The 11751-nt window shown below is 50.1% G+C and carries 16 protein-coding genes; 6 read left to right on the forward strand and 10 right to left on the reverse strand.

Translation table 11 applies throughout. From position 1 onward, the window contains the following. Positions 1–381: 381 nt before the first annotated feature. The gene (locus F3J40_RS24040) at positions 382–936 is read left to right on the forward strand and encodes a gamma carbonic anhydrase family protein (RefSeq protein WP_167018662.1); all 555 of its coding nucleotides are present in this window, start codon (positions 382–384) and stop codon (positions 934–936) included. Here the strand turns inward: F3J40_RS24040 and F3J40_RS24045 are convergent. The 6 genes from F3J40_RS24045 to dprA are packed head-to-tail and all read right to left on the reverse strand — an operon-like array spanning position 903 to position 4701. Continuing rightward, positions 903–1160 (reverse strand): DUF1488 family protein, encoded by a 258-nt coding sequence (locus tag F3J40_RS24045; RefSeq protein WP_167018664.1) that lies wholly within the window; start codon positions 1158–1160, stop codon positions 903–905. The two genes, F3J40_RS24040 and F3J40_RS24045, sit on opposite strands and share 34 nt — an antisense overlap. After that, entirely contained in the window at positions 1157–1975 is an 819-nt protein-coding gene (gene aroE / locus F3J40_RS24050; RefSeq protein ID WP_167018666.1) for a shikimate dehydrogenase, read from the reverse strand. The genes F3J40_RS24045 and aroE overlap by 4 nt, the downstream gene beginning before the upstream one ends. 3 nt (positions 1976–1978) lie before the next feature. Continuing rightward, complete coding sequence (gene tsaC, locus F3J40_RS24055; RefSeq protein ID WP_017345827.1) at positions 1979–2554, reverse strand: L-threonylcarbamoyladenylate synthase type 1 TsaC; 576 nt, start codon at positions 2552–2554, stop codon at positions 1979–1981. Between the two features lie 5 nt (positions 2555–2559). Then, positions 2560–3105, reverse strand: a complete 546-nt coding sequence (locus tag F3J40_RS24060) for a DNA topoisomerase family protein (protein ID WP_167018668.1) — start codon at positions 3103–3105, stop codon at positions 2560–2562. 23 nt (positions 3106–3128) lie between these two features. Then, positions 3129–3602 (reverse strand): DUF494 family protein Smg, encoded by a 474-nt coding sequence (gene smg, locus F3J40_RS24065; protein WP_167018670.1) that lies wholly within the window; start codon positions 3600–3602, stop codon positions 3129–3131. Then, on the reverse strand, positions 3574–4701 hold the full coding sequence (dprA, locus tag F3J40_RS24070; RefSeq protein ID WP_167018672.1) for a DNA-protecting protein DprA: 1128 nt from the start codon (positions 4699–4701) through the stop codon (positions 3574–3576). The genes smg and dprA overlap by 29 nt, the downstream gene beginning before the upstream one ends. Before the next feature lie 107 nt (positions 4702–4808). On the opposite strand from dprA, the gene def reads away from it, so the two are divergent. The 5 genes from def to mscL all read left to right on the forward strand — a co-directional run bounded on the left by def (position 4809) and on the right by mscL (position 9548). Then, positions 4809–5318, forward strand: coding sequence for a peptide deformylase (gene def, locus F3J40_RS24075; protein WP_167018674.1), 510 nt, complete (start codon positions 4809–4811; stop codon positions 5316–5318). 22 nt (positions 5319–5340) lie between these two features. Continuing rightward, positions 5341–6285: a methionyl-tRNA formyltransferase gene (gene fmt, locus F3J40_RS24080; protein WP_167018676.1), complete on the forward strand. Its 945-nt coding sequence runs from the start codon at positions 5341–5343 to the stop codon at positions 6283–6285. A 42-nt stretch (positions 6286–6327) separates the two neighbouring features. Next, the gene (gene rsmB / locus F3J40_RS24085) at positions 6328–7623 is read left to right on the forward strand and encodes a 16S rRNA (cytosine(967)-C(5))-methyltransferase RsmB (RefSeq protein WP_167018678.1); all 1296 of its coding nucleotides are present in this window, start codon (positions 6328–6330) and stop codon (positions 7621–7623) included. A 17-nt stretch (positions 7624–7640) separates the two neighbouring features. Continuing rightward, positions 7641–9017 (forward strand): Trk system potassium transporter TrkA, encoded by a 1377-nt coding sequence (trkA, locus tag F3J40_RS24090; protein ID WP_167018680.1) that lies wholly within the window; start codon positions 7641–7643, stop codon positions 9015–9017. 120 nt (positions 9018–9137) lie between these two features. Next, positions 9138–9548 carry a large-conductance mechanosensitive channel protein MscL gene (gene mscL, locus F3J40_RS24095; protein WP_017345835.1) on the forward strand — a complete coding sequence of 137 codons (411 nt, stop codon included), beginning with the start codon at positions 9138–9140 and terminating at the stop codon, positions 9546–9548. On the opposite strand, the gene F3J40_RS24100 is transcribed toward mscL, so the two are convergent. The 4 genes from F3J40_RS24100 to F3J40_RS24115 form a co-directional block, all read right to left on the reverse strand. Further along, positions 9484–9756, reverse strand: a complete 273-nt coding sequence (locus tag F3J40_RS24100) for an alternative ribosome-rescue factor A (protein WP_167018682.1) — start codon at positions 9754–9756, stop codon at positions 9484–9486. The two genes, mscL and F3J40_RS24100, sit on opposite strands and share 65 nt — an antisense overlap. A 94-nt stretch (positions 9757–9850) precedes the next feature. Next, positions 9851–10225, reverse strand: a complete 375-nt coding sequence (locus F3J40_RS24105; protein WP_167018684.1) for a DnaJ family domain-containing protein — start codon at positions 10223–10225, stop codon at positions 9851–9853. An 88-nt stretch (positions 10226–10313) separates the two neighbouring features. Beyond that, positions 10314–10700, reverse strand: a complete 387-nt coding sequence (rplQ, locus tag F3J40_RS24110) for a 50S ribosomal protein L17 (RefSeq protein ID WP_004160560.1) — start codon at positions 10698–10700, stop codon at positions 10314–10316. Positions 10701–10740: 40 nt separating this feature from the next. Further along, the gene (locus F3J40_RS24115; RefSeq protein ID WP_017345837.1) at positions 10741–11730 is read right to left on the reverse strand and encodes a DNA-directed RNA polymerase subunit alpha; all 990 of its coding nucleotides are present in this window, start codon (positions 11728–11730) and stop codon (positions 10741–10743) included. Between the last annotated feature and the right edge of the window lie 21 nt (positions 11731–11751).

Below are 11751 nucleotides of genomic sequence, written 5' to 3' on the forward strand. Positions count from 1 at the left end.
ATCAATCCTGCGAGTGCCCACACAGATTGTCTGATAAATTGTTAAAGAGCGGTGCAATCAGCGCGTTAGCTTGCTGTTGCGAGGTGGCGTATATTACGCTTTCCTCCTTCAGAGTCAAACACTTTTTCAGTATTTTTCTCTGGCGGGGTGAATCACTTCACTCCCTGCTGAGTCGTTTGCGTTTCCGCCTTGCCGTCTCAGTGGTTGCGCATTATAGGGATCCGGATTTTTTGCACAACCCCTTTTTTCGATCTTTTTAATCGTATGGCGATAAAACATTCATAACGCTGATATCTTCAGCAAAATGGGGCAAATTAGCCTTGTCAGGACACCAAATTCTCTTCAGGCTGGACAAATAATCACCCTAAAAGGAGCAGGATCATGTCAGTATCCCTACGTACATATAAGCTAAAGTCGCCGCAATGTGGCCAACGCGTGATGGTTGATCCCGCTAGCGTGGTGGTAGGTGATGTTATTTTGGCCGATGACGTCAGTATCTGGCCGCTCGTGGCGATCCGTGGCGATGTAAATCAGGTACGGATCGGTGCTCGCACCAATATCCAGGATGGCAGCGTACTGCACGTTACGCATAAGTCGGCCAGTAACCCAGCAGGTTTCCCCTTAGTGATTGGCGAGGAAGTTACGGTTGGGCATAAAGCCATGCTTCATGGCTGCACCATTGGCAATCGTGTCTTAGTCGGGATGGGAACAATCATTCTGGATGGCGTAGTAGTAGAAGAAGATGTCATGATCGGTGCTGGTAGCCTGGTCCCCCCAGGTAAAACACTGGTCAGTGGCTACCTTTACTTAGGTAGCCCGGTAAAACAGATCCGCCCTCTTACTGCTGATGAATTAGAAGGACTTCGCTACTCTGCTAATAACTATGTCGGCTGGAAGAATGACTATTTAGCAGAACCCAGCCAAACCCAGCCTTGATCATCAACATCGTCACGATGAATGGCTTGTTCTGCCTCTTCTTCCAAATCCAAACGGTTTAATGAAAAAAGCGTAACCGCTTCACCAGCCCCATAGCGCCGCTGCAGCTCAGCGGCGCTGATTGCACAGTTCAGGATCAAACCATTCACCAATGCCGGAAAGCAGACAGCATGTTGATGGCTGTTCCACTCCTCACGATCGGGAAACTGAATTGACTGATTCAAGGCTGCATTGCCTGCTTGAGCTGTGCGATGACAGGGGTGACATCTGGCATCACGCCATGCCATAAATAGAAGGCCTGCGCAGCCTGACCTACCAGCATTCCCAGGCCATCGGCCAACTGCTCTGCCCCATGATCTTCACACCATTTTAAGAATGGCGTGTAACCACTTTGATAAAACATGTCATAGCAGCGGGTCTGAGGCTGAATTAACATCTCCGAAAGCGGTGGAACCTTGCCCTCTACGCCACTTGAGGTGGCATTGATGATCAGATCAAAACGCTCACCATCCAGTTGCTCAAAAGTCCTCGCCTCAATTTTACCTTGTGCGCTAAACAGCTCCGCCAGCTCCGCAGCCCGTGACCAGGTACGATTCACAACGGTAATGTGCGTATTCTTTGCCATTAACGGTAAGATCACACCACGCGCGGCACCGCCAGCACCGATCAGTAAGATCCTGTCCCCTTCTTCGATCATATTAAGGCGTTCGAGGTCGCTCAGCAGACCAATGCCATCCGTGTTATCACCGTAGAGGCGGCCATCCGATTTCTTCTTCAGGGTATTCACCGCACCAGAGAGCGCAGCACGATCGCTGAGCTCATGCGCCAGCTCCCACGCCTGCTGCTTGAAAGGCAAAGTGATGTTGGCCCCTTTGCCTTCTCCAGCAAAAAACTCGCTGATAGATTTAGCAAAGCCATCAAGCGGCGCACATACGCTGCCATAGCGATGATCAATACCCGTTTGCTGCGCGAAACACTGATGTATAAAAGGAGACTTACTGTGACTAATGGGGTGGCCAAATACGGCAAAGTTATCCATGAATTATCCCTGACGAATAAGCTGCCCGCTGATGACATCGCGGATTTCTGACGGATTATTCCGTCCACCTGTCTCACCATGCAGAACCGGGAAATGGGCACCAAACTGCTGCTGTACTTCTGCCACATTACGGCAGGGCTCAGCACCAGACAGGTTAGCACTTGTCGACACCAACGGTTTACCAAACTCACGGCAAAGCGATTGCACCAAAGGATGATCAGTAACGCGAATCGCCAGTGAATCAAAACGCCCGCTGAGCCAGCGTGGAGTATGTGGAGGCACCGGCACAACCCAAGTGACGGGGCCTGGCCAACTGGCAAGCATCTGCTCACGTTGAATAACAGATAATTCACGGTCAGAAATATAGGGCTCAAGCTGGCTGTAATCTGCCGCGATCAAGATCAGACCTTTTTCTACCGGCCGCTGTTTTAGCGCCAGCAAAGCCATAACGGCTGATTCGCTATCGGGATCGCAGCCAAGGCCAAATACCGCCTCTGTAGGATAGGCAATCACGGTTTGCTGCCGCAGTTGATCAAGGCAGAATTCCAGTGAACCCGTGAGATGTGGGGTTTGCGTCATCTTATTTACTCTTCCTGAGCCACGACTTTGCCGCAGCTTTTACTGGCGCAACACACTTTGCTGCCTTGCGCGGTTTTCTTTTCGGTTAATAGAGGAAACTGGCAGTGTGGGCATGTGCCTTCCACTGGCTTGGTGTTCAGCGCAAACTGACAGGATGGGTAGCGGTCACATGCATGGAACGTTTTACCGAATCGTGAACGGCGTTGAACCAGTTTTCCAGATTGACACTGAGGACAGGAAAGCGAGGTGGTATCAGGCTTGTCGATTGTTTCAGTGTAATCACATTCAGGATAGTGACTACAACCCACAAACATACCGAATCGACCCTGTCGCAACACTTTCTCAGCACCGCAGGTCGGACAGAAGTGACCATCCAGAACTTTGATAATCTGGCTTTCACCCTGCGATTTTAGCGGACGAATGTAGTCACATTCAGGATAGTGACTGCACCCGAGAAATGGGCCGTGTTTACCCGAGCGGATCACTAAATCTGCCCCGCAAGCGGGGCAGGGATCCTGTTTTCGCACGTTAAAGAGTGCCGTTTTACTCATAACATTCTGCGTACAAGAGGAAGTTAGTGCAGCATACCTTCATTGACGTCAAATAACAGTTCTTCCATCTGCTGATAGGCATTTTCGCATCCGGGGATGTTAAACAGCACCATCAGCACCACCCACTTGAGATCTTCGAGATCGAAATCCAACGTATCCAGAGCCATCACTCTTTCAATGACCATTTCACGCGTTTCCAGACTCAATACCTGAATTTGCTCCAGGAAGAGAAGGAAACCACGACATTCCGCATCCAGACGATGACTCTCTTCATCGGTGTAGATGCGCATCGAAAGCGGATCGTTAGCTAACAGAATCGGAGCGACTAATCCGTCCTGATAATCTGCCAGTTTTTCTAACCAGTTCAACGCGTTGTAGATATCCTCACGATCAAACCCAGCATCGGTTAAATCGTCCGTCAACTTATCCTGATCAACCCGCATTTCTGCTTCGTTGTGGATATAGGTCTCAAACAAGTACATTAGTACGTCGAACATGGCATGCCCTCCTCAATCGGACATAGCCGCCGGGTACAGCTGCGATCCATCCTGCTAACTCCAGCTCCAGCAATTGGGCTGCGATAGCTGGCACAGGTTGGCCGGCACGTTCAGCGACGACGTCAACAGGTGTAACCTCATCACCTACGTTAGCCAACACATCAGCAAATGGCAATGGTCCATCTTCATTGTCTGTTGAATATATTGTGTCCGACTGTGCTGGAGCGAGCCAATGTAGTGCACTGTGTAAATCTTCAATGATGTTATTAGGATGAGCAACCAGTAGCGCTCCTTGCTGAATAAGCCAGTGTGTTCCTTCACTGCCAGGGCTATTTAGCGAGCCAGGCAAAGCGTAGACATTACGATTTTGTTCTAACGCTATCTTTGCGGTGACTAATGAACCACTGCGTAAAGATGCCTCAGCAACCAGTACGCCTAAGCTAAGCCCACTAATAATGCGGTTGCGACGAGGAAAATTGTGGGCATGGGGTTGGGTGCGGAGAGGAAACTCTGAAACCAACGCACCACCCCCCGCCACAATCTCTTCCGCCAATCTGTTATGCCGTTGAGGATAGAGCTGTGTTAACCCGCTTCCCAAAACAGCGATCGTTTTACCTTCAGCTTCCAGCACCGCACGATGCGCAACGCCATCAATCCCGCGTGCCAGTCCGCTGGTTATGGTCAACCCGGCCAATGCCAGCTGTTGGCTGAACCATTGTGTCCAGTACTGACCATAGTGAGAACAATTACGGCTGCCAACCACAGCCAACTGCTCACTGGATAACAGCGCGATAGAACCACGTACATAGAGGATGCGAGGCGCGCGGCCAATTTCCAGCAGACGGGGAGGATAATGCCTATCCAGCGGGGTGAGGATATAATGCGTTTTATCTTTCTCTAACCAGTGCTGAACATATGCTATGTCTTCGGCGGGATAGCTAAAAAACTGCTCGGTTTGCAACGGTGTCAGACCTGCCGCAAGCAGACAGTCACGCTCTATGCTCTCCTGCTTCAGCAAACGATGCGCCAGCGCTGTCCAGGCAGGATAACGCAGGTTTTTTATTGCTGATAACCGCAGCTTTAACTCCGTTCTGTCCATGACCGGCTCCTTATGCGCCCTATCCTTGGATGCTGTCAATCAAGCGGCAAAAAGTCTACACTATGTAGTAATAATCCCCCTTTAAACGAATACAGATCTGGATATTTATGTCAGTTTTGCAGGTATTACATTTCCCTGACGAGCGCCTTCGTAAAATCGCTGCGCCAGTAAAAGAAGTTAACGCTGAAGTTCAGCGCATCGTTGATGACATGTTTGAAACCATGTATGCCGAGGAAGGTATCGGTCTTGCTGCAACGCAGGTAGATATCCATCGTCGTATTATCGTGATCGACGTTTCAGAGAATCGTGAAGATCGCCTGGTGTTGATCAATCCTGAGTTGTTAGAGACTTCAGGTGAAACAGGCATTGAAGAGGGTTGCCTCTCTATTCCAGAACAGCGTGCATTTGTTCCTCGTGCTGAGAAAGTGAAAATCCGCGCCCTGGATCGTGAAGGCAATACCTATGAGCGCGAAGCCGATGGGCTGTTGGCAATCTGTATTCAGCATGAAATCGACCACCTTGATGGCAAGCTGTTTATTGATTACCTCTCGCCGTTGAAACGCCAGCGTATTAAACAGAAGCTGGAAAAACTGATGCGCCAGAACGCGCGCAACTGATCCCTGCTGCTGAGGAACCTTCGTGGCTGCTCCATTAAAAATTATCTTCGCGGGCACACCGGATTTTGCTGCACGCCATCTGGATGCGTTATTAACGTCCGAGCATGAGATTGTCGGGGTGTTTACTCAGCCCGATCGTCCAGCAGGACGAGGTAACAAATTAACGGCCAGCCCGGTAAAAGTGCTCGCTGAATCACATCAGATCCCCGTTTTTCAGCCGAAATCGTTGCGACCTGCTGAAAACCAGTCGCTGGTTAGCGCGCTAGAAGCGGATGTCATGGTGGTCGTGGCTTACGGTTTGATCCTGCCTAAAGCGGTACTGGAGATGCCACGCCTTGGCTGCATTAATGTGCATGGTTCATTATTGCCGCGCTGGCGTGGGGCTGCGCCAATCCAACGTTCATTATGGGCGGGTGATAGTGAAACCGGTGTCACCATCATGCAGATGGATGTAGGACTTGATACCGGAGATATGCTGTTTAAACTCTCCTGCCCTATTCTTGCGGAAGATACCAGCGCCACGCTGTATGACAAACTGGCTCAACTGGGACCAGATGGGATGCTGAAAACGCTGGATCAGTTGGCGAACGGCGTTGCTCGCCCTGAAGTTCAGGATGAAGCACTGGCCAACTATGCGGAAAAGCTGAGTAAAGAAGAAGCACGCTTAGACTGGCAGCTTTCAGCAGTTCAGCTTGAACGTTGTATTCGTGCGTTTAACCCGTGGCCAGTGAGCTATTTCCTGGTCGAGGACCAGCCGGTGAAAGTCTGGCAGGCTAGCGTTTTACCGCACCAGGCCAGAACGCCAGGTGAAATCGTCCAGGCAGATAAAGACGGCATTCAGGTTGCCACCGTTGATGGTGTTCTGAACCTGAAAACACTCCAGCCCGCAGGAAAGAAAGCCATGTCGGCGCAGGATCTGCTTAATTCTCGCCGCGAATGGTTTACTCCAGGAACCGTTCTGGCATGACCACAGCCCGGTTGATACCGGGCTTTTTTTAGTGACTTCCAAATGAATAAATCAACCAACCTGCGCAGCCTCTCTGCACAGCTCATTGAGCGTGTAGTCGATAAAGGTGAATCGCTCAGTACCGTACTCCCTGCAGCGCAGAAAAAATTGTCGGATAAAGACAGCGCTCTGGTGCAAGAGATCTGCTTTGGTGTGATGCGTACACTGCCACAGCTTGAGGCTTTAATTGGCAAGCTGATGGAGCGCCCGCTGAAAGGTAAGCAGCGTGTTTTGCACTATTTGATCATGGTCGGGCTGTATCAACTACTTTATACCCGTGTGCCTGCACACGCGGCCTTAGCAGAAACCGTCGCCGGCGCTGAAACCCTCAAGCGTCAAAGTATGAAAGGCCTGCTGAATGGTGTGTTGCGACAGTTCCAGCGTCAGCAAGAAGCGCTGGTTGCTGAGGTTGATAAGGGTCCGCAGCGCCACTTATTCCCTGGATGGTTACTCAAGCGCCTCCAGCTCGCATGGCCAGAGCAGTGGTCGGCGATCACTACAGCCAGTAACCAGCGTCCGCCAATGTGGCTTCGCGTAAATCGTCAGCATCATAACCGTGATGAGTGGCTCGCACTGCTGGCAGAAAGCGGTAAAAATGCCGTGCCCGATGCAGATGCACCGGATGCTCTACGGTTAGAACAACCCGCAGCAGTCACTCAACTCCCCGGTTTTGAGCAAGGCTGGGTGACAGTGCAGGATGTATCGGCTCAGCGTTGTGCGTTATGGCTGGAACCGCAGAATGGCGAATCTATCCTCGACTTATGCGCTGCACCTGGCGGAAAAACCACGCATATTTTAGAGATTGCACCGCAGGCGAAGGTCATGGCCGTGGATGTCGATAATCAGCGACTGATGCGCGTAAAAGAAAACTTGCAGCGTCTGTCTATGCAGGCAGAAGTGCGTCAGGGAGATGGCCGCGATCCACAAAGCTGGTGTGGTGATCAACAGTTTGACCGTATTTTACTTGATGCACCGTGCTCAGCGACAGGCGTAATTCGCCGTCATCCTGACATCAAATGGCTACGTCGGGACAGCGACATTGCTGAACTGGCAAATTTGCAGCGCGAAATTCTGCAAGCAGCCTGGTCACGTTTGAAACCCGGTGGGATAATGCTCTATGCGACCTGTTCAATTTTGCCAGATGAAAACCATCAGCAAATTGCAAACTTCTTGCAGTTACAGGCCGATGCAGAAGCAGTGACATTGCCTGGCGGTTCAATCCATGGTTTGCAGGTGTTCCCGGAAGCCGATGGCGGAGACGGATTCTTCTACGCTAAGCTTGTCAAAAAAGCGTCCTGATACGAGATAACTGACTCATGAAAATCATTATCCTGGGTGCTGGCCAGGTAGGCGGTACGCTGGCAGAGAATCTGGTGGGTGAAAATAACGACATTACCGTTGTCGATACCGATCCGACACGCCTGCGTCAGTTGCAGGATAAGTATGATCTTCGGGTGATAACCGGGCATGGTTCTCATCCGCGCATATTGCGTGAAGCAGGCGCGGATGATGCCGATATGCTGGTTGCAGTCACCAGCTCTGATGAAACCAATATGGTTGCCTGTCAGATTGCCTACTCTTTATTCAACACACCGAACCGTATTGCCCGTATTCGTGCGGCTGATTATCTGCGAGATGCAGAGAAACTCTTCACGACCGATGCCATTCCGATTGATCATCTGATTTCTCCTGAGCAGTTGGTCATCGACAACATCTACCGGCTGATCCAGTATCCAGGCGCGTTGCAGGTCGTCAATTTCGCGGAAGGTAAAGTCAGCCTTGCCGTAGTAAAAGCCTATTACGGTGGCCCTCTGGTCGGTAACCCGCTCTCTATTTTACGTGAGCATATGCCACATGTTGATACGCGTGTAGCGGCGATTTTTCGCCAGGATCGCCCCATTCGTCCGCAGGGTTCAACCATTATTGAAGCTGGCGATGAAGTGTTCTTTATTGCGGCCACACAGAATATCCGCGCGGTAATGAGCGAAATGCAGCGACTAGAGAAACCCTATAAGCGCATTATGCTGGTGGGTGGCGGGAATATTGGTTTTGGTCTGGCACAGCAACTGGAGAAGCACTACAGCGTTAAGCTTATTGAACGTAATCAACAGCGTGCGACCGAGCTAGCGGAGCAGCTTCAGGATACCATCGTCTTTTATGGTGATGCCTCCGATCAGGAACTGCTGGCAGAAGAACATATTGAGCAGATCGATCTGTTTATTGCTGTCACCAATGATGACGAAGCCAACATTATGTCAGCGATGCTGGCCAAGAAAATGGGGGCGAAGAAAGCGATGGTGCTGATTCAGCGCCGTGCCTATGTTGATTTAGTGCAGGGTAGCGTCATCGATATCGCAATCTCACCGCAACAAGCAACGATTTCCGCGCTGTTAGGCCATGTACGCAAAGCGGACATCGTCGGCGTTTCATCATTACGTCGCGGTATTGCCGAAGCCATTGAAGCCATCGCACACGGAGATGAAACCACTTCTCGCGTAGTAGGCCGTCTGATTGACGATATTAAACTACCGCCAGGCACGTTAATTGGTGCAGTGGTGCGCGGTGATGACGTAATGATCGCCAATGAGAATCTGCGTATTGAGCAAGGTGATCATGTCATCATGTTCCTGACAGACAAGAAGTTCGTTTCTGATGTGGAACGTCTGTTCCAGCCAAGCCCATTCTTCTTGTAAATTTTGAAGAGAATTGAAAGATCACCATAAGTGATAGTTCAACTTAATCTACTGGTTACATGGCATTTAGCGTCAGGTTTGTTAGACTTTAAAAGCATTCGCCATGGCAAGGAGATAAGGATGAGTTTATTCAAAGAGTTTCGTGATTTCGCTATGCGTGGAAACGTTGTAGACCTCGCGGTTGGTGTAATCATTGGTGCCGCATTTGGTAAGATCGTTTCATCGTTGGTTGCCAATATCATTATGCCACCATTAGGTTTACTGATTGGTGGAGTTGATTTTAAGCAGTTCAGTTGGGTACTAAAACCAGCGGAAGGTGCCACACCTGCCGTAGTGATGGAGTACGGCGTTTTCATTCAGACTATCTTTGATTTTGTCATCGTAGCTTTCGCAATTTTCATCGCGATTAAACTCATGAACAAACTCTACAAGAAAAAAGAAGTTGAAAAGCCGGCTGCTGCACCGACTAACGAAGAGTTGCTGTTGACTGAAATCCGTGACCTCTTGAAACAGCAGAACAATAAGATTTAATCACGTCTCTGAAAGCAGAAAGCCAGTGGTAAACGTCTTGCTTACCACTGGCCTCCCAGTTTCCTCTTTTTCCGTGTTTCTCTTTACGCTGATAACTTCCTTTACCTTTCTTCTTTTGTTCAATCCGTTGCCTGAACAGTGGGTCGTGGAGTAACGCTTCTAACGCGTTGTCTTTTATCTGGCCTTTGCGGTGCTGGTAATTACTCATGTTTTTCTCCTGATTAAAAACAGGTCAACTATAGAACTTTCCAAACGTTTTTCAAGCGGTGAATCTGAAGAAAACCTCTTTTTGTATTCAGGGATCAAGGCTGATCCTTCGTTAAGCGATCGCGCAGTGAATCACCATAGTGACCGTAGAGAAAATCGGTATTCACACCTGCTTGCTGCAATCTAAGTTCCAGCATCGCTAAATGTTTACGATGGGACTCTCTGGCTTGATCCTCAGGATCTAGCTGGTTGATAAGATCCCTGACCTCCAGTGCTTCTTTACGTAACGCCAGTTCTGGAGGAAGAAAGCCAGCATTTTTCAGTAACCGATACCCAGTACGCAATTCTGCCGGAACCTGGCTGTCATCGTCGAGAATCAGCGGAGCACCTTCACCGGGCAAATTACTGAGTTCACCTTTCTCCAGTGCAGCACGTATATGCTGTTCAGCCAACTGATCAATAAGCCACATAACCCCTCCGATAATGTCTAAGCATAGCGCGCCTCAAATCGCAGGCAATAAAAAACCCGCCGAAGCGGGTTCTTTACGTTGCTACAGATTACTCTGCAACAGCTTCTGCTTGAGCTTCTGGACGATCAACCAGCTCGATGTATGCCATCGGAGCGTTGTCACCAGCGCGGAAGCCACACTTCAGAATGCGAGTGTAACCACCAGCACGGCTCGCGAAACGCGGGCCCAGCTCGTTAAACAGTTTTGCCACGATCTCGTTATCACGAGTACGGGCGAATGCCAGACGACGATTTGCAACGCTGTCGGTCTTAGCAAGTGTAATCAGCGGCTCAACTACGCGACGCAGCTCTTTAGCTTTCGGCAGGGTCGTCTTGATGATCTCATGACGAACCAGGGAGCCAGCCATGTTGCGGAACATAGCCTGACGATGGCTGCTGTTACGGTTCAGTTGACGACCACTCTTACGATGGCGCATGACCTTATCCTTCTCAGTGAAACCTTAACCTGTGATCCGGTTATTCATCAGCAATGCTTGCCGGCGGCCAGTTCTCAAGGCGCATGCCCAGAGACAGACCACGTGAGGCCAGCACGTCTTTAATCTCGGTAAGAGATTTTTTACCCAGGTTAGGCGTTTTAAGCAACTCAACCTCGGTACGCTGTACCAGATCACCGATGTAGTGGATAGCTTCTGCCTTCAGGCAGTTAGCAGAGCGGACAGTCAATTCCAGATCGTCAACAGGGCGCAGCAAGATCGGATCGAATTCTGGTTTCTCTTCTTTCACTTCCGGCTGACGTACATCACGTAAATCAACGAAAGCTTCCAGTTGTTCTGCCAGGATGGTTGCCGCACGACGAATCGCCTCTTCAGGATCGATTGTACCGTTGGTTTCCATTTCGATGACCAGCTTGTCCAAATCGGTGCGCTGTTCGACACGAGCTGCTTCAACATTGTAGGCGATACGGTCTACAGGGCTGTAGCAAGCGTCAACTAACAGACGGCCAATTGGGCGCTCATCTTCTTCCGAATGAATTCGGGCAGAAGCCGGCACATAACCACGACCACGCTGAACTTTGATGCGCATATTTACAGATGCGTTCTCATCGGTCAGATGGCAGATAACGTGCTGCGGCTTGACGATTTCGACATCACCATCATGGGTAATGTCGGCTGCAGTCACAGGGCCAATGCCAGATTTATTCAGGGTCAGAATGACTTCATCCTTACCATGAACTCTTACCGCCAGCCCTTTCAGGTTGAGCAGGATCTCCAGGATATCTTCCTGTACACCTTCTTTGGTGCTGTACTCATGGAGTACACCATCAATCTCAACCTCGGTCACCGCGCAACCCGGCATGGAAGAAAGCAGAATACGGCGCAGTGCGTTACCAAGAGTATGGCCAAAGCCACGCTCTAAAGGCTCAAGGGTCACCTTGGCGTGCGTCGAACTGACTTGCTCGATATCTACCAGGCGCGGTTTTAGAAACTCTGTCACAGAACCCTGCATTGTGTCCTCTCTTTAAACTCA

It is taken from the genome of Candidatus Pantoea multigeneris (assembly GCF_011752615.1).
GTDB classification, from domain to species: domain Bacteria; phylum Pseudomonadota; class Gammaproteobacteria; order Enterobacterales; family Enterobacteriaceae; genus Pantoea; species Pantoea multigeneris.

Coding starts and splice junctions, on each gene's coding strand:
- F3J40_RS24105 (WP_167018684.1), bottom strand. CDS start 10,225: ATGTGGCTTATTGATCAGTTGGCTGAACAGCATATACGTGCTGCACTG.
- trkA (WP_167018680.1), top strand. CDS start 7,641: ATGAAAATCATTATCCTGGGTGCTGGCCAGGTAGGCGGTACGCTGGCA.
- smg (WP_167018670.1), bottom strand. CDS start 3,602: ATGTTCGACGTACTAATGTACTTGTTTGAGACCTATATCCACAACGAA.
- tsaC (WP_017345827.1), bottom strand. CDS start 2,554: ATGACGCAAACCCCACATCTCACGGGTTCACTGGAATTCTGCCTTGAT.
- F3J40_RS24040 (WP_167018662.1), top strand. CDS start 382: ATGTCAGTATCCCTACGTACATATAAGCTAAAGTCGCCGCAATGTGGC.
- dprA (WP_167018672.1), bottom strand. CDS start 4,701: ATGGACAGAACGGAGTTAAAGCTGCGGTTATCAGCAATAAAAAACCTG.
- aroE (WP_167018666.1), bottom strand. CDS start 1,975: ATGGATAACTTTGCCGTATTTGGCCACCCCATTAGTCACAGTAAGTCT.
- def (WP_167018674.1), top strand. CDS start 4,809: ATGTCAGTTTTGCAGGTATTACATTTCCCTGACGAGCGCCTTCGTAAA.
- mscL (WP_017345835.1), top strand. CDS start 9,138: ATGAGTTTATTCAAAGAGTTTCGTGATTTCGCTATGCGTGGAAACGTT.
- rplQ (WP_004160560.1), bottom strand. CDS start 10,700: ATGCGCCATCGTAAGAGTGGTCGTCAACTGAACCGTAACAGCAGCCAT.
- F3J40_RS24060 (WP_167018668.1), bottom strand. CDS start 3,105: ATGAGTAAAACGGCACTCTTTAACGTGCGAAAACAGGATCCCTGCCCC.
- rsmB (WP_167018678.1), top strand. CDS start 6,328: ATGAATAAATCAACCAACCTGCGCAGCCTCTCTGCACAGCTCATTGAG.
- F3J40_RS24100 (WP_167018682.1), bottom strand. CDS start 9,756: ATGAGTAATTACCAGCACCGCAAAGGCCAGATAAAAGACAACGCGTTA.
- F3J40_RS24115 (WP_017345837.1), bottom strand. CDS start 11,730: ATGCAGGGTTCTGTGACAGAGTTTCTAAAACCGCGCCTGGTAGATATC.